The organism is Chryseobacterium sp. CP-77, assembly GCF_036362765.1.
Classification (GTDB): Bacteria; Bacteroidota; Bacteroidia; order Flavobacteriales; family Weeksellaceae; genus Chryseobacterium; species Chryseobacterium cupriresistens.
This window is the reverse complement of record NZ_CP143637.1, coordinates 4,441,324-4,457,335: the sequence shown is the minus strand read 5'-3', so window position 1 is coordinate 4,457,335 and position 16,012 is coordinate 4,441,324. Positions and strand designations below refer to the sequence as shown.

General features: G+C 35.9%; 15 protein-coding genes and 3 tRNA genes. 4 read left to right on the top strand and 14 right to left on the bottom strand.

Annotated elements, in window-relative coordinates; all coding sequences use genetic code 11:
• Positions 1-4: 4 nt before the first annotated feature.
• Complete coding sequence (locus V0410_RS20035; RefSeq protein ID WP_395974907.1) at positions 5-1,087, bottom strand: efflux RND transporter periplasmic adaptor subunit; 1,083 nt, start codon at positions 1,085-1,087, stop codon at positions 5-7.
• A gap of 146 nt (positions 1,088-1,233) precedes the next feature.
• Complete coding sequence (locus V0410_RS20030; protein WP_110009503.1) at positions 1,234-1,620, bottom strand: hypothetical protein; 387 nt, start codon at positions 1,618-1,620, stop codon at positions 1,234-1,236.
• A gap of 638 nt (positions 1,621-2,258) precedes the next feature.
• Between V0410_RS20030 and V0410_RS20025 the strand changes: the two genes are divergently transcribed.
• Together V0410_RS20025 and V0410_RS20020 are read left to right on the top strand one after the other, a co-directional pair.
• Positions 2,259-2,651 carry a multicopper oxidase domain-containing protein gene (locus V0410_RS20025; RefSeq protein WP_120233455.1) on the top strand — a complete coding sequence of 131 codons (393 nt, stop codon included), beginning with the start codon at positions 2,259-2,261 and terminating at the stop codon, positions 2,649-2,651.
• 38 nt (positions 2,652-2,689) lie between these two features.
• Positions 2,690-3,124 (top strand): META domain-containing protein, encoded by a 435-nt coding sequence (locus V0410_RS20020; RefSeq protein ID WP_330745370.1) that lies wholly within the window; start codon positions 2,690-2,692, stop codon positions 3,122-3,124.
• Positions 3,125-3,179: 55 nt separating this feature from the next.
• Here V0410_RS20020 and V0410_RS20015 read toward each other — a convergent pair whose 3' ends face one another.
• The 9 genes from V0410_RS20015 to V0410_RS19975 form a co-directional block, all read right to left on the bottom strand.
• A complete protein-coding gene (locus V0410_RS20015) occupies positions 3,180-3,440 on the bottom strand; it encodes a SemiSWEET transporter (protein WP_330745369.1) in 261 nt (86 codons plus the stop codon).
• Between the two features lie 34 nt (positions 3,441-3,474).
• Positions 3,475-4,509 (bottom strand): NAD(P)/FAD-dependent oxidoreductase, encoded by a 1,035-nt coding sequence (locus V0410_RS20010; RefSeq protein WP_330745368.1) that lies wholly within the window; start codon positions 4,507-4,509, stop codon positions 3,475-3,477.
• Positions 4,510-4,647: 138 nt separating this feature from the next.
• Positions 4,648-5,586 (bottom strand): type IX secretion system ring protein PorN/GldN, encoded by a 939-nt coding sequence (gene porN / locus V0410_RS20005; RefSeq protein ID WP_110009508.1) that lies wholly within the window; start codon positions 5,584-5,586, stop codon positions 4,648-4,650.
• 22 nt (positions 5,587-5,608) lie between these two features.
• Complete coding sequence (porM, locus tag V0410_RS20000; RefSeq protein ID WP_110009509.1) at positions 5,609-7,201, bottom strand: type IX secretion system motor protein PorM/GldM; 1,593 nt, start codon at positions 7,199-7,201, stop codon at positions 5,609-5,611.
• A gap of 52 nt (positions 7,202-7,253) precedes the next feature.
• Complete coding sequence (gene porL / locus V0410_RS19995; protein WP_330745367.1) at positions 7,254-7,946, bottom strand: type IX secretion system motor protein PorL/GldL; 693 nt, start codon at positions 7,944-7,946, stop codon at positions 7,254-7,256.
• 60 nt (positions 7,947-8,006) lie between these two features.
• Positions 8,007-9,428 carry a type IX secretion system lipoprotein PorK/GldK gene (porK, locus tag V0410_RS19990; RefSeq protein ID WP_110009511.1) on the bottom strand — a complete coding sequence of 474 codons (1,422 nt, stop codon included), beginning with the start codon at positions 9,426-9,428 and terminating at the stop codon, positions 8,007-8,009.
• 108 nt (positions 9,429-9,536) lie between these two features.
• On the bottom strand, positions 9,537-11,390 hold the full coding sequence (gene glmS, locus V0410_RS19985; RefSeq protein ID WP_110009512.1) for a glutamine--fructose-6-phosphate transaminase (isomerizing): 1,854 nt from the start codon (positions 11,388-11,390) through the stop codon (positions 9,537-9,539).
• A 30-nt stretch (positions 11,391-11,420) separates the two neighbouring features.
• Entirely contained in the window at positions 11,421-13,070 is a 1,650-nt protein-coding gene (locus V0410_RS19980; RefSeq protein WP_330745366.1) for a DUF4270 family protein, read from the bottom strand.
• Positions 13,071-13,084: 14 nt separating this feature from the next.
• Positions 13,085-13,855, bottom strand: coding sequence for a glycogen/starch synthase (locus V0410_RS19975; protein WP_110009514.1), 771 nt, complete (start codon positions 13,853-13,855; stop codon positions 13,085-13,087).
• A gap of 170 nt (positions 13,856-14,025) precedes the next feature.
• On the opposite strand from V0410_RS19975, the gene panC reads away from it, so the two are divergent.
• On the top strand, positions 14,026-14,874 hold the full coding sequence (panC, locus tag V0410_RS19970) for a pantoate--beta-alanine ligase (protein WP_330745365.1): 849 nt from the start codon (positions 14,026-14,028) through the stop codon (positions 14,872-14,874).
• 181 nt (positions 14,875-15,055) lie between these two features.
• On the opposite strand, the gene V0410_RS19965 is transcribed toward panC, so the two are convergent.
• The 3 genes from V0410_RS19965 to V0410_RS19955 form a co-directional block, all read right to left on the bottom strand.
• Positions 15,056-15,128 (bottom strand) — tRNA-Lys (locus V0410_RS19965).
• A gap of 55 nt (positions 15,129-15,183) precedes the next feature.
• Positions 15,184-15,266: transfer RNA gene (locus V0410_RS19960), tRNA-Leu, on the bottom strand.
• A 35-nt stretch (positions 15,267-15,301) separates the two neighbouring features.
• A tRNA-Lys gene (locus tag V0410_RS19955) sits at positions 15,302-15,374 on the bottom strand.
• A gap of 115 nt (positions 15,375-15,489) precedes the next feature.
• Here V0410_RS19955 and V0410_RS19950 point away from each other — a divergent pair.
• Positions 15,490-16,005, top strand: coding sequence for a shikimate kinase (locus V0410_RS19950; protein WP_047428102.1), 516 nt, complete (start codon positions 15,490-15,492; stop codon positions 16,003-16,005).
• Positions 16,006-16,012: the final 7 nt, after the last annotated feature.

The following is a 16,012-nucleotide window of genomic DNA, read 5'->3' as shown; positions in this document are numbered from 1 at the left end:
ACCACTACTCTGCTTTTAGTTTCAATGATTGAAGAACTTTCTTAGGATCCTGGAATTTTGTTTTCACTTTCTGATCATCCTTTACTTTCTGAACGCCTTCCAGAAGAATCTGATCGCCTTTTGAAATTCCTGAGCCTACCACATACAAATCCGGAAGTTCATAGGCTACTTTGATATTTCTGGATTTAGCTACTCCATTTTTATCAATCACAAATACATATTTCTGATCCTGAATTTCATAGGTTGCTTTCTGTGGAATGATCAATGCATTATGAACCGGCATTGACATCTGTACTTTTCCGGTTTCTCCGTTTCTCAGAAGTTTATCAGGATTAGGGAATTTGGCACGGAAAGCAATATTTCCTGTTTCATTATCAAATTCTCCTTCAATGGTCTGAATTTCTCCTTTTTGTGTATACATTTCTCCGTTTGCCGTAATCAGAGAAACCTGATTGCTGCCACGGTCTGCAGCATGAGTCTGATAGCTCAGATATTCAGGTTCGGAGACATTGAAATAGGTGTAGATACTTGTATTGTCTGACAACGAAGTCAACAGATCGCCTTCATCTACAAGACTTCCCAACTTCAGAGGAATTCTGTTGATAATACCGGAAAACGGTGCTTTGATGTCAGTAAAGGAAAGATGGATCTGAGCCAGTTTCATTTCTGCGTTGGCAGCATCCAGCTTGGCTTTTGCCATTGCTCTTTCATTTTTAGAAACGATGTTGTTTCCTGCAAGTGTACTTGCATTTTTCAGCTCAATGGAAGCCTGCTCCACTTCTGCTTTTGCTTTTAATAATTCTGCCTGATACAATTTAGGCATGATCCGGAACAATGTTTGTCCGGCCTGTACGTACTGTCCTTCATCTACAAAGATTTTTTCCAGGAAACCTTTTTCCTGAGCTCTCACTTCAATGTTTTTTACAGATTGAATCTGGGCTACGTATTCTTTATTGATTACGGTATCCATTACCACAGGGGATGTCACCGGATATACGGTAACTTCTTCTTTTTCTTCTTTTTTCTTATTGCAGCCAACTGCCAGCAGAAGGACACTCAGCGCAATTCCCGAAACAACTCTCTTTATCATAATTCTAGAGTTTATATAAATCGTTAATGTTTTGATAGAAATAAAAACGGTAATAAAAGGGTACGGTGTGATGATTACCGGCATACACAGCGCAAAGTATTTCTACCCGGAATCAGGCAGAAAATCAATAAAACGGGAAATTCTTAAATTCTAATGGAACGGATAAGAATGAATCTTTTGGTGGATAAGCCAAGAACAAAACCATGAATATCCGGTTTTGACCGCTTACAACTTTTTAATCCAAAAATATAAACAAGACTGAAAACTCCGGCAAAAACGACAATAGCCTGCCATACATCGGACAGCTGGAAATCATTTTCGGTAAGTTCTAAAGTGGAATTGTCTACATTATCTGCCATTTGCTGAATAGAGAGTTTTTCAAAAGTCTGATTCAGGCGGTTGGCTCTTTTTGGCATATGATGAGAAACATGACCGGAATAGTCATTTCGAAGCGTTTTAACGTTGAGTCTGCTTTCCACTACAAAGAGCAGAAAAAGACCGGTTAAAAAGTATACTATAAAGTTTCTCATTTTGAAGTTGCAAATGTACACCCAGATTATGATACTATCATAGCAGATTAACAAAATTTAACTCTCCTTTAAAATACCTGAAAATAAAACACTGAAAAGTATTTAACATTTCCTTTATTTAAGCATAATTCAAGCAATTCTAATCTTTCATCTGTGCTCATTTAAAATTTCAAATATTAAGCCACTTTTTATGATTTAAGGAAATTTTAATTTTAATGCTGTTGCTTTTTTGAACATTTTCGGGTATCCCCGTATTCTATTATAGCACATCTCTTTTCCAACCTAAACTTTGTCATAATTTCAGATTATTAACATTAACTTATTGTTCTTCTCTTCTTTTTGAATTATTTTTGCCAAAAATTAACACAACAAATGAAAAATGAAGAAAAACTACACTATCCACCTCGAAACAATTTCTTTTAAAAATCCTGAATTAACAAGGTTTATCCTAAATTTTCCACAATAATTATTACCTTCTGTTTCGTGAATTCTGTTTCAAAAAACTGTGAGTTAAATGAGCTAATATTTTAATTTTCTGTTAGTTTATGAAAAATTAACACATATTTATTAAAAATATTTGTAAATTTATATAGCATTAATATCATAATTCATGAAACACTTTAAAATCACTTATCACTATGAAAAATTTATTAGTACCAATCCTTTTCGGATTGACCCTTATTTCCCTAACAGCGTGTAAGCATCCCGGAAAAGAAGCTGAAACCATTACCGCTGCTGCCCCAGAAAATACAGATGACATTTCAAAAAATGTGTATGTTGACAGTTATGGAGAAAAAATAGAAGTGACCATCAACAATACCAAAAATACAGCAACAATACATTTAAACGGTAAAACTTTTGACCTTAAAAAAAGTGATGCTTTACCTGAATATACAGCCTCTAATGAAGAGTATCAATATTCTGATATTAAAGGCAATATCACTTTCCTGAAAAAGAATGTAGATATGGTTCTGTTTCATCTTAAACAGGCAAAAAAAGAGTCTGGTCCTGCAAAAATGGCATCGTATTAGCATAGGGATTAGCAATTCTAATTAAAAAAATAAACATTATGAAAAGTTTATATTATTATTTTTCGGCACTTATTATCGCAACATTTTTAGTTGTTTCGTGTAAAACACAAAATGCTCAAAAAGCGACGACTGATATTACAGGAAAAACGTGGAAACTGACAGAGCTTAACGGGAAACCGATTGAACTGAAGAATCCTAAAAACAATCCTTATTTCAAACTTGAAATGGATGGAATGAGATATCAGGGGCATGCCGGATGTAATGGCTTGGGAGGAACATTTGAGATCAAACCTGAAGTAATGAGAATTAAGTTCAATCAGGGAATGTCTACCATGATGGCTTGTGAAGATCTTGATATTGAAAATCAATTTACGAAAGCAATCCTGGCAGCAGATAATTACTCTGTAAACGGAAATACCCTTACTTTAAACAAAGCAAGAATGGCTCCTTTAGCTAAATTTGTTCTTCAATAATTAAATTTCACTTACATAAAAAAAATACGCTTCATTATGATGAGGCGTATTTTTTTTATTTTCTTTTATTGTAGATGATATAGCATACCAGAAGGCTGACATTGACCAGAACAGCAAATGCGTTTGACAAAATTATGGGAAGTTCATCTTTTGCAAAGCCATACCATACCCACAAAGAAAGCCCTGAAATAAGAACCAGCAGCATGAGTAAGGAAATATCTTCCACATTTTTTTCTCTGATTACTTTGACAAGCTGTGGAATCATTGAAATGGAAGTGAGAACTCCGGCAACGATACCTAATATATTTTCATCCATAGATCTTCAGTTTGGAAATTGATACTAAGATACACTATTGAAATCTTTTCAATGAAACTTCTTCATGTAATGGAATATCCTGTTCAATAAAATGGAATAAATCTCTTGCAAAATAGCAACCGTTAAGGATACCACGGGCACCTAGCCCATTAAAAACGTACAGATTACCGAATGTTTCATGTCTTCCAATGATGGGTCTTCTATCTTTTACTGTGGGGCGGAATCCAAAATGTACTTCTTCCACTTCAAAATCATAAGGATAAAATTCTGAAAGTCCCTTCATCAATTGATCAACTGCTGATTCATCAATGTGATGATGAAGCTGCTCTCTGTCATAGGTTCCACCATAAAAATACAGTCCGTTTCCGGTTGGAAATAAGAAATGTTTCTTCTTAATGGTTATGTTTTCAGGAATTGGCTGGGAAAGTTTCACCCTGATGTGGTGGCCTTTGTTGGGATTCACAGTGATCTCTGAAAAATAGGGATTATCTTTCACACCCATTCCTTCACAGAAAATAATATTTTTGAAGGTATAATCTTTATAAGTGGATTCTGATGGATTTAATTTTGAATAATCGAATTTTTCCTTTATCAATTGATCATTTTTTTCAAAATAATTGAATAAACCACTAAAAAATCCATTAACATTTAATCTTGCGGATTGATTCACCTTTCCGGTAAGAAAGTCGTTTTTTACCACCTCTAAACGATCAAAATTCTGATCAAGAAAATTCGACAATTCTTCATTTGCTGATTTTTTTAACCATAAGTTCTGTTCATTCTCATCATGAAAAATTCTGTGAATAGGAGCATTGATCAGATAATTTTCCCCGGTATATGATTCTATTTCTTTAAGACTGTCTTTTAGAAAATCTATTTGTTCCTGTGCTTTCCAGAATGTGGTAAACTTCTTCAGGACCACAGGATTGATAATACCTGCTGAAACCTGGGAAGCACTTTTTCTTCCTTCCGTAAAGATGACAAAGGATTTATTATTTTTAATTAACTGGTGAGCCAGAAAAAGTCCTGCATATCCGTCTCCTACAATAATATAATCTACATTTTTCATATGAGAAATTTCATTTGTTTAAAGGTCATATGTAATCGCCTATGCCACTGATTATTGATCGGTAATAAAAAAGGGCGATTTCATCATAAAAAAACCTGAGTAAAAATACTCAGGTTTTCTATAAATATCAAGTGAAATTTAGTAATTCCACATATCATTTTCCATGTCAAGAATCTGTGCTTTGATTCTGTCGCTTTCTTCCAGCTGCTCCTCAGCGTTTCTAGGAATATAGTCTTTGATAGTACCATCTCCTAAACCGCTTGAAGATTTGTAGATAATAGAAGAGAATCTTCTTGCATTGATAACATCATCGAAAGATAAGTCAGCAGAAGAATTTTTTCTGTTGAAAACATAGTTGTTTGCTAAAATATCACGAGCACTTGGATAGTAAATCCAGAACAAATCGATCAGTTCATCAGCACCAGCTAAGGGCTGACCATCAGGACCAATTCTTCCAACAGATGTCGGATCCGGACCCATAGCTGCGATACCAAGCGGTCTGTATTTCATCTGACCATCTCTTTTATCGATAAACCACATACCCATCACTTTAAGAACTTTTACTTTATCAGTAGTTGTTCTGATAATATCTGTTAATCTTTTCTTCTCGTCTTCTGTAAGTGTTCTTCCAGAGTTAAGGATATCGATAGCTTCTTCGTCAAGTCTTACACTTTCCAATCTTTTCTGAATGGCTTCCGGTGAAAGTCTGGTAACGAAGTTTTCGTCATCATAAACTTCTTTGATGTCACCTTTAAGGGCTCCATCAAGTAATAATTGATATAATGATCTTGTAGAGCTAGAAAGAAGACCATCCGGATTGTCATAATAAAACGGCTGGTTGATCTTATCATTCATATCAATGATTTCCCAAACAAACATACTTTTGTAAATATCCTTGTCATCAACGAAACCATATTCAAGAGGCTTTACTTTATTGCTGATAACAGTATCCCCTGCTTTTCTCATTGATTCAGCTCTCATTTGTCTGAATTCCTCAGGAGAAGCAGCATTCAGAATAGTCTGGGAAAAAGCGAATCCCGAAACTAAAACTAAAAGGGTGCTAATATATTTTTTCATAATATGATTTTACAAATTAACCTTATTGAACATTAATAATTACAGGTGAAATTTCCTTAAGTCTCTGGTTACCCAATCCTGTAGCCGTAGCCTGAATATCATAAATCTGAACTACATCACCAGGTCTAAGGTTTCTAAGCATACCTTCTGCTCCTGATAGTGAGCTACCTTGAATCAGAGTACCTGCTTTTCCTGGAAGCTTAATAATAAAGCTATTAACCGTGAATGAAACAGGGAAGTCAAAGTCTGGTAAAGTAGCAGAAACAATCTGGTTAGGAATAGAACCTACCGGCATAAAGTTTACAGCTTTACCTCTGATCTGACCTTGTGGTCTAGGGATATTCTTAATTCTATATTCAAATACCTGAGAAACTGTTTTACCATATGGATCTGTTCCTGATAATGTTAACTTCACTACATTTCCTGTTGTAGGAGTAACATTCCATTTACCCTGACCTGTACTCTTCACAGTAGCTCCTGCTGCAGATAATGAAAGTTTAGAATTGTCAGCACCTAAGATTGATCCTGAAACAGGGTTCTCAAGTCCTCTATACATTACATTCATCTTATCGGCAGAAAGTAATAATCCTTTTTCAAGTTTTACTTCTCTTGGTCCTGCAATTACATTATAAGTATGTGTCCAAGGGAAAGACTGAGGTTTCCCTGAAGCATCTGTTAATGTAATCGTACCTCCTAATTTATGTTCACCAATTCCAGAACCTGAAATTTGCATAACACCTTTACCGTTTTCTACTCTGCTTACTCCAGAGATGCTGATCTTGTTACTGTTAGAATAAGTTCCCAACATTACTTTTACTTCAGCCTGTTTTCCTGCCTGGATATCTACCGGACCTGAAACAATAGGCTCATAGCTTGAGAATTTGATATTCGCATCTACTTTTTCCTGAAGTAATAGTGCCAATGCATCAGACTGAACATTTCTGGCATCATTTTGGATAATTTCCAAATTAGATATTGCAGCGATTAGCGGCTGATGGTAAAATTTATTCTGGAACCAGGTCTTTTCATTGGGAGATGTTCCTTTAGGATACTCCGCAATAAGAGACTTATTGGCTCTTGCTACTAAATCCTGTAACTGGGCATTGCTTCCGAAAGTAGCGTTGATGTAGTTTCTTACATCATCAATTTTAGCTTTCAGATCCAGTGCATTCTTTGATGGAGTATTTTCATCTCCTTCCTTAAAGAAATATTCAGTAGTTGCTTCATTATTGTTAAGTGCAGCAAAGTTTTCACTTACATCAATATCTTTTCCTGTTTGAGGATCTTTGTCGTGAAACTCAGATTGTTTTTTCAACAAATCTTTAACATCCTGAGCAGATTTCACCAATGCATCAATTTTGGTTTTCAGTACTTTGTACTGAGCCCAAGGCTGTGCGTAGGTATCAGGAACTTGCTGAGCTTTAGCTTCCAACGTTCTTTCAAAGATCTTCTCGTTCTTTCTTTCTGTTAAAGTTCTGGTTTCATTCAATGCTCTGGTAGAGTCATAGTATGATCTGATGATTTCTGCATCAATATTTAGGGCCATCATCGCGATGAACACCAAATACATCAGGTTGATCATCTTCTGACGAGGGGTCTGTTTTCCTTGTGCCATTCTCTTTTCTTTGTTTTTTTGATTAAGTAGTTAATTTAGAAATGGTTAGGAATTAAGACTTCATAGCAGTTAGCATACCACCATAAACTCTATTTAAGTTATTAAGATTAGATGTTAAACCTTGTAGCTCTTGGTTGAATTTTTCAGATTGCTCTGCAGATTTCTGCATATCAGTAACATACTTGTTAGCAAATTCAGATTGTCTCTTACCGCTTTCAAGCTGCATTGCATACAGTGCATTCATACTTTCCATATGCTGAGCTGCTTTATTCAACTGGTCGTTATATTTATGAGTAGAAGCAGATACGTCAACAGTCTGATTGATCTGATCAACAGAGTTTGAGAATTTATCAATTCCTGTTCTTAATCTTTCAAATAATTGAACGTCTAATCTGGCATCTTCAAGCATTTTATCCAATTTGCTGGAAAGAGAGTTTTCCAATTCAGCAAATTGAGCGCTTGTATTTTTAGTTGTTACATTAGAATGTAAAGGATTTGGATTCGCATGTTTATCTAATAACTCAGGATAAACATTTTCCCAGGCATAAGACTCTTCAGTTTTCGGAGGGTCAAATGCAAAGATGATAAAGATAATAGCCTCAGTAATAAGTCCTACAGTAAGAGCCATGTTACCGTTAATAGGTCCTAAGGTAATGTGAGTAATTTTAAGCCAAGCTCCAAGAATTACAATTGCAGCACCGAATGAATAAAAGAAATTCATCCAAGCATCTTTAGTCTTAAACATATTGAGTTAGTTTTTTTAATGTTAAATAAAATTGTTATTGAAAAATAATTGTCTGATTCGTTATCTGTTAACTCTTCTTGGCTTAACGGCTGCTTCAGGAATATCCTGTACAGTTCTGAATCCGATATAGCTTCTTGCGGAATCTTTTCTTTCCCAATCTCTAGCACCTGTCATCAGTGCATATCCTATATCTTTCCAAGATCCACCTCTTACGGATTTCTTCGTATCCTTTTTATCCTTAGTAGAAGGATTTAATGTAGAAGTGAATCCAGCTGAAGAGTTGTTAAAAGAAGATAATGTCCATTCAGAAACGTTTCCAGCCATATCAAATAACCCAAACCCATTTTTCTTAAATTTCTTAACTGGAGCTGTATATGTATAAGTACCTTTTTTCTCGTCTTCCATGTAGTTACCTCTCTTAGGCTTGAAGTTGGCAAGGTAGCAACCTCTGTCATCCATTAAATATGGACCACCCCAAGGGTAAGTAGCATTTTGCATACCACCTCTGGCAGCATATTCCCATTCAGTTTCTGTTGGAAGACGGAAAACTAATGGTTTTTGTTTTTTTCTTTTTAAACTTTCGTTGTAATCTGATTTCAATTTAGATCTGAAGTTACAATAAGCCCTTGCCTGATCCCAGGTAACCCCGACAACAGGATAGTCTTTATAAGCCTTATGCCAGAAATACTGTTCAAACAATGGCTCATTGTAAGCAAAGTGGAAATCTTTTACCCAAACTGTAGTATCAGGATAGATTGCGATACTTTCACTTTTCAGGTAGTTAGCTCCTCTTTCGTTATCTGCAACAGCTGCGTCCATATCTCCCCAACGGTAAGTATATTTCAGCTTACTAACATCTAAAATTCTTTCGTTTCCAATTCTTGAAGAAGAAGGCAGATACATAGATTCTAAAACTTCTGCGTATTCTACATCCGGATATTTTGATGTGCTCCAGTGTAAAGGGATTTTCCAATCTAATCTTTTGCTGGCATCATAACTTCCATCTTCACGGCCTCCCTGGCCTTCCATATATTCTTGATAAGGTGTTAAATTTTCTTCTTTTTTAGCAAGGTATGCGTAATCTCCTATGCTTGCTCCTTTACGTCCGCCTTCATCACCACCTTCTCCGGCAGCTTCAGCTAGTAAAGTTCTTGCGATAGAGTCTCTTACATAATTGATAAATACTCTGTACTCCGCATTGGTAGTTTCTGCTTCATCCATGAAGAAAGAAGAAACAGTAACTGTCTTCAATGATGCTTTTTCAGGCGTATTTGTCGGATCCTGGTCTGCTAAACCAGCAACAAACGAACCTGCAGGAATTGCGACCATTCCGTATGGTCTTTCCGCAACAAATGATTTAGTTTTTTCTCTTGGTATCAATTCTCCTTTTGTTCCTGGCTTCCCTACAGAAGAGCTGCCACCACCTGAACAAGATACCGATGCTACCGACGCAGACAATAATAAAAGAAATATCCTTTTCATGTTAATTTTTATAATTAAGCCGTAAATATATAATTTTTTTAAGAAACTTTTAAGATTTTTTTTGAAATAACGGAAGAAATCTAAATTTATTTTATTTACAACAACTTTTTATTCCACGGTAACAGATTTTGCAAGGTTTCTCGGTTGATCTACGTTGGCTCCTCTATATACTGCAATATAATAAGCAAGCAGTTGAAGAGGTACGGAAGCAACGATTGGAGAGAAACATTCTGAAGTTTCAGGGATTTCGATAACATAATCTGCCATTTCGCTCACCTGACGGTCTCCTTTATTTACTACAGCGATAATTTTACCTTTTCTCGCTTTAATTTCCTGAACGTTACTCACAATTTTATCATAGTGACCTTTTCTAGGCGCTATAATTACAATCGGCATGTTTTCGTCGATCAGGGCAATCGGACCGTGCTTCATTTCTGCAGCCGGGTATCCTTCTGCATGGATATAAGAAATTTCTTTTAATTTTAATGCTCCTTCCAGGGCTGCAGGATAATTGTATCCTCTTCCCAGATAAAGGAAATTGGTAGCTTTCACAAAATCTTTTGCAATATTCTGCGTAAGCTCATGAGTGGTATTTAACACATCTTCAATTTTCTTAGGAATAGCATCAAGCTCAGCAATTAAGCTCATAAATTCTGCATTTCCCAGGTTTCCGTTGTGTTTTCCTAATTTAAAGGCAATTAAAGTAAGAATGGTAAGCTGTGCTGTAAATGCTTTGGTAGAAGCAACCCCGATTTCCGGACCAGCATGGGTATAAGAACCAGCATCTGTAATTCTTGCAATTGAAGAATCTACAACATTACATATACCATATATAAATGCACCTTTTTCTTTTGCTAATTTTAAAGCAGCCATTGTATCAGCAGTTTCTCCGGACTGAGAAATAGCAATTACCACATCTTTATCTGTAATGATCGGGTTTCTGTATCTGAACTCTGATGCGTATTCTACTTCAACAGGGATTCTTGCATATTCTTCAATCAGATATTCTCCGATAAGACCTGCATGCCATGAAGTACCACAGGCAATGATAATAATCCTGTTGGCATTTTTGAATTTCTCAACATGATCCCAGATTCCTGCCATTTTAATAACTCCTTCATCTACAAGAAGTCTACCTCTCATTGTATCGTGTACAGATTTAGGCTGCTCAAAAATTTCTTTAAGCATGAAATGCTCGTATCCTCCTTTTTCAATCTGTTCAAGGCTTAATTTAAGCTCCTGAATTTCAGGCTCAATTTTAGAGTTTTCATTGATGGTTCTGATATCTACTCCGTTTTCAAGAGAGATCGTTGCCATATGTCCTTCTTCAAGATAAATAGCTTCTTTTGTAAATTCTACGAATGGAGAAGCATCAGAAGCGATAAAATATTCTTTATCACCGATTCCGATTGCAAGAGGAGAACCTAATCTTCCTACGACCAATACCCCTGGATAATCTTCATGAAGTACAGTAATTGCATATGCTCCATATACTTCATTCAATGCATATCTCACTGCTGTAGGGAAATCAATTTCAGGATTAAGATCCATAAAATACTGGATAAGGTTTACCAATACTTCAGTATCTGTCTCTGATTTGAAAGTGAATCCTTTTTCAGTAAGCATTGTTTTAATGGTATCATAGTTTTCAATAATACCATTGTGTACAATTGCGATTTTCCCGTTGTTTGACAAGTGCGGATGGGAGTTTCTGTCACTTGGAACTCCATGGGTTGCCCAACGGGTGTGTCCCATTCCAATTTTAGACTTTCCTTTTAGCTCTTTGGAAATATTCACCAAATCCTCCACTTTGCCTTTTGTTTTTTCTACTTCCAGCTTGTTATCTGAACCTTCTAAAACAATTCCGGCACTGTCATACCCTCTATATTCCAATCTTCTAAGACCATTAATTACAATTTCATAAGCGTCTTGAAATCCTGTATATCCTACTATTCCGCACATATTTTATTTTGTATAGTGTTGTTTGTTGTTCTATTTTTTCGTTCCGTAAGTCACCAATAACTGGATTCTCTTCGGATTCGTATTGGTTTTATCTACTCCTGTAAGAATAATTCTGTTCATATCAAATGCTCTTGTTGTATTACGAACTCCTAAAAGGGTTCCTGTAGCATTGGCAGCAAATGTTCCTGCACTGATTATTAAAGGTTTATTAACAACCAGCTGTTCAGTTCCATCTACTGTTTCTTTCTTACCTTCTACAAGATCCTTAACTGTTTTTGTTACAACAAAATCATAATAACCTGGCTCAGGTTTATCTTTAAAATAATATAATCCAAGCCCGTTGGTAAGATCTGAAGTAAACGCCAGTTTTTTGTAATCAATTTTACCACCAGCATCTAATGTATTGGTTAAAAGTGAAAATCTGCGGTCTTCAGTAGAACCTGTATTTTTCCACGTTGCAGCATCAAGATAGATTCTGATTTTAGCACTTACAATACCTGCTTTATCTTTAACAAAAATATCCTTAAGCTTTGCAATCGTCTCATCTTTAATCTTAACTACCACAGAAGGTCCTCCCATTCCCTGAACAAAAAGTCTTTCATCTCCTTCAGCAGGGTTACTTGCAGCTAATGCAGCCGCAAAAGATGATCCGGATCTGCTATATTCATACAGACCGAGGTGAGCATTAGAACCTCCTAAGTTGAAATTAAGGGTTGTCTGTGGCCTTGTTGTTGTTCCGTTCTCTGTTTTATCATATTTATAATACATGATAAGCTGCAAATCATTAGGAGAGAACTGGTAAAGATATTTATCCGTTTCATCCACAGAAATTTTTATTCCTTTAAAATATCTGATGAAGTTGGAAGCATCCTGAAGTTCAGGCTTACCTTTTTTATCAAGAATATGAGTCTGGAAAAAATCCGTATTACTCAGCTTCATTCTGAATCCTAAGTTTCCGGTAAATACAACTGAGTTGTCAGATTTTTTAGTGATAGATGTAGAACTTATAGTACCGTCAAATACTCCTGATCCTAACAGTTCACCAGTACTTATTGTTTTATTGGAACGTTTGAAACTGTCATCATTTGCATCGATGAACGTGGTTACTTCATGTACATTGATTTTCATCGATTTTGAACCTGTTGTTTTACCGTATTTACGAACAGGATACGTTTTCTTTTCAATGGAAACTGCTGTAGCAACTCCATCTACCGGGAAATCAGTTTTCTCAAGTGTTTTTGTTTTTAATGAATCGCCTTCAAAGAAGTAGGTATTCGCAGCAGTATTAGCAGGTGGTCTCACTACAAGAACTACAGAATCTACTTTTGGATTGGCTCCGTTAAAGTCATAATTATCCACCGGCATTCTCAGCTGAGTAACATAAGAAGCTTTCTGCATTCCAAACTGGCTTTCAGTAAATGCTCCAAGAACACCTACATAGGAAGCCGCACCAGATTCGCTTACCGCACTGATCAATCTGGCAGCATCACTTCTGATTGAATCGTTGTTACTATAATTGTATGCGATAACGGGATATGCAATTTCATTACCTTGTGCTGCATCATCATTAAACAACTGCTCGCCAAGAGAATCCGGGTCCGGTTCACAGTTATGAAGGAATGTACTTCCGAAAAACGCCATCAAAAGTATGGCGAAGGTCCTTTTAAGATTATGAGTCATTAAAAATGTGTTTTTTAATAAAGTTGATTTATTGAATCTATGTCCAGATACTCTGATTTTTGGGTAGCAGTTTCATTGAAAGCCTTATCCAGGTCTTCATCCAGAAACTCGTCACCTTTCACAACGGCATCTACATAGTTCATACTTTCGATAACAAAACTTTTAATCGTTGGGTTATCTAACGCTTTTAATCCTGAAATATTATCAAACTGCAGTTTTTCGTCAATCTTTTTATCCAGGTCGGCATCTTTCTCGTTGTAAAGAGAAAGTATGATTTTCGCGTCTTTGAAATACGTATCTGATTCGTAGTACGTTTTAAGATAAATTGGAACAAAAGAAGACATCCATCCATTTAAATGGATAACATCCGGCACCCAGTTTAGTTTCTTAATGGTTTCAATAACTCCTCTTGCAAAGAAAATAGCTCTTTCGTCATTGTCTTCAAAAGGGTTTCCTTCATCGTCGAAATAATATTGTTTTCTTTTGAAGTATTCTTCATTGTCAATAAAGTAAACCTGAAGTCTTTCCCCCGGAAGAGACGCTACTTTAATGATCAGAGGCTGGTCCAGATCATTGATAATAATATTCATCCCTGAAAGACGGATTACTTCATGAAGCTGGAATTTTCTCTCACTTATTTGTCCAAATCTTGGCATAAAAACTCTTACATCATTGCCTTCTTGGTGCATCTTAAGTGCCATTTTGTTTACCACTGCAGCCATATTTGTATCTTCCTGATATGGATACATCTCTGTAGTAATGTACAGTATTTTTTGATTCGGCATAAACTTTCTATCTAATTTTTGTAAAAATGCTTTAATGTGCAAAATTACAAAAAAACATCCAACATTATTTTAATTAACATTTTTTTACGAAAATTCCCTTTTCAAATTATTAAAACCACATATTATTATGCGATATTTTTAGTATTTTTGAAATAGTATTAAAATAAACTATGGAAGTTCTAAAAAACAGAAAAGTCCTTCAGGATTTCATTGAAAGACAGAAAGAAATGGGAAAAAGAATTGGCTTTGCCCCTACCATGGGTGCCCTGCACAAAGGCCATCTTTCTCTGTATGAAGAGGCAAGAAAGGAAAATGATCTTGTTATTTCTTCGATTTTTGTAAATCCAACTCAATTTAACAATCCTGAAGATCTTGAAAAATATCCAAGAGACGTCAACAGAGATATACTTATTCTTCAGAATTCTGGTCTTGTAGATGCAGTGTATATTCCGGAGGTAGCAGATATTTACCCTGAGAAAGCAGAAAGCCAGCGATATGATTTTGACGGACTGGAAAATGAGATGGAAGGAAAATCAAGACCGGGCCATTTTGATGGTGTAGGAACTGTTGTAGAAGAACTTTTCAGACAGGTAAAGCCTGATAATGCTTATTTTGGTGAAAAAGATTTCCAGCAGCTTGCTATTATTAAAAAAATGGTAGAGAAAAAGCATCTTCCAGTTAAAATAACCGGAGTTCCTATTTACAGGGCAGAAAACGGACTGGCGCTAAGCTCAAGAAATCAAAGGCTTCATGAAGACCGGAGAGAAGCTTCTAAAGTAATTTATGAGACTTTAAAAAAAGTAAACGACTGGTTCAGAACTGTTACGATTCCGGAAATCAAGGAAAGAGTAGCTGATATTTTTGATGACCAGCAGGGAATGAAACTGGAATATTTCCTGATTGCTGATGAAAAAACATTACAGGAGACTGATTTTTTCTATAAAGACAGAAGCTTCAGAGCATTTATTGTAGTGGTAGTAGATGGTGTAAGATTAATTGACAATATGCATCTGGATTAATCTTTCCGGATTTAAATATCAGATCCCTGACTTAGTTGGGGATTTTTTTATTGAATAAAGTAAGGCTAACACCATTCACAACCTTGATTCATACAAAAATCAAAGGCCTCCTGAAGGAAGCCTTTGAAACACCAAATCACAAAATATTAATATGAAAAAAATTTACTTTTCAGTAAACTTGTGACCCGGCTGGGATTCGAACCCAGGACCCATACATTAAAAGTGTATTGCTCTACCAGCTGAGCTACCGAGTCGGCCACAATTAAAATGAAATAAATTTCAATATTAATTATAAAATTTTCTTTGCAGTGCCTGCGACTGGACTCGAACCAGCACATCCTTAGGAAACCACCCCCTCAAGATGGCGTGTCTACCAATTCCACCACGCAGGCAATAAAATCACAAATTAAGTAATTATTATTGCTAGTGACCCGGCTGGGATTCGAACCCAGGACCCATACATTAAAAGTGTATTGCTCTACCAGCTGAGCTACCGAGTCGGCCACTTGTGCAACAAGTTTTCATTTAAGTAATGTCCCTTGTTTTAAGTGGTGCAAAGATATGACTTTTTTCTTTATCTCAAAACTTTTTCGCAAATTTGTTTAAAAAAAATTCATGGTAATTTCATTGATCGGATACATGGGAAGTGGCAAATCGCACATTTCCAAAATATTAAGCGAAAAAATCGATTTTAAATTAATTGACCTCGATAAAGAGATTTCCAGAAGAAATAAATTAACCATCCCTGAAATTTTCGAGAAAAAGGGAGAGATTTACTTTAGAAAACTGGAAAGGGAGGCACTTGAAGAGATATTGGCTTCTGAAGAAAATGTAGTTTTAAGTCTGGGCGGAGGAACCCCGGTATATTATAATAACATGGAGATCATTAATCACAACTCCAAGAGCGTTTTTTTAAGAACCGGAGTGGGAACACTGGTGGAAAGACTTTCAAAACAGAAAGAAAAAAGGCCGCTGATTGCCAATATATCAGATGAAGACCTGCCGGAATTTATTGCCAAACATTTATTTGAAAGAAATCAGTTTTACAGCAAAGCACAATTCACTGTCGGGACAGATTCCAGAGAACCGGAAGACATCGTTAACGAAATAATAGAAAAGCTCTATCTCTAGAGCTTTT

Coding starts and splice junctions, on each gene's coding strand:
- V0410_RS20030 (WP_110009503.1), bottom strand. CDS start 1,620: ATGAGAAACTTTATAGTATACTTTTTAACCGGTCTTTTTCTGCTCTTT.
- V0410_RS20025 (WP_120233455.1), top strand. CDS start 2,259: ATGAAAAATTTATTAGTACCAATCCTTTTCGGATTGACCCTTATTTCC.
- V0410_RS20020 (WP_330745370.1), top strand. CDS start 2,690: ATGAAAAGTTTATATTATTATTTTTCGGCACTTATTATCGCAACATTT.
- V0410_RS20015 (WP_330745369.1), bottom strand. CDS start 3,440: ATGGATGAAAATATATTAGGTATCGTTGCCGGAGTTCTCACTTCCATT.
- V0410_RS20010 (WP_330745368.1), bottom strand. CDS start 4,509: ATGAAAAATGTAGATTATATTATTGTAGGAGACGGATATGCAGGACTT.
- porN (WP_110009508.1), bottom strand. CDS start 5,586: ATGAAAAAATATATTAGCACCCTTTTAGTTTTAGTTTCGGGATTCGCT.
- porM (WP_110009509.1), bottom strand. CDS start 7,201: ATGGCACAAGGAAAACAGACCCCTCGTCAGAAGATGATCAACCTGATG.
- porL (WP_330745367.1), bottom strand. CDS start 7,946: ATGTTTAAGACTAAAGATGCTTGGATGAATTTCTTTTATTCATTCGGT.
- porK (WP_110009511.1), bottom strand. CDS start 9,428: ATGAAAAGGATATTTCTTTTATTATTGTCTGCGTCGGTAGCATCGGTA.
- glmS (WP_110009512.1), bottom strand. CDS start 11,390: ATGTGCGGAATAGTAGGATATACAGGATTTCAAGACGCTTATGAAATT.
- V0410_RS19980 (WP_330745366.1), bottom strand. CDS start 13,070: ATGACTCATAATCTTAAAAGGACCTTCGCCATACTTTTGATGGCGTTT.
- V0410_RS19975 (WP_110009514.1), bottom strand. CDS start 13,855: ATGCCGAATCAAAAAATACTGTACATTACTACAGAGATGTATCCATAT.
- panC (WP_330745365.1), top strand. CDS start 14,026: ATGGAAGTTCTAAAAAACAGAAAAGTCCTTCAGGATTTCATTGAAAGA.
- V0410_RS19950 (WP_047428102.1), top strand. CDS start 15,490: ATGGTAATTTCATTGATCGGATACATGGGAAGTGGCAAATCGCACATT.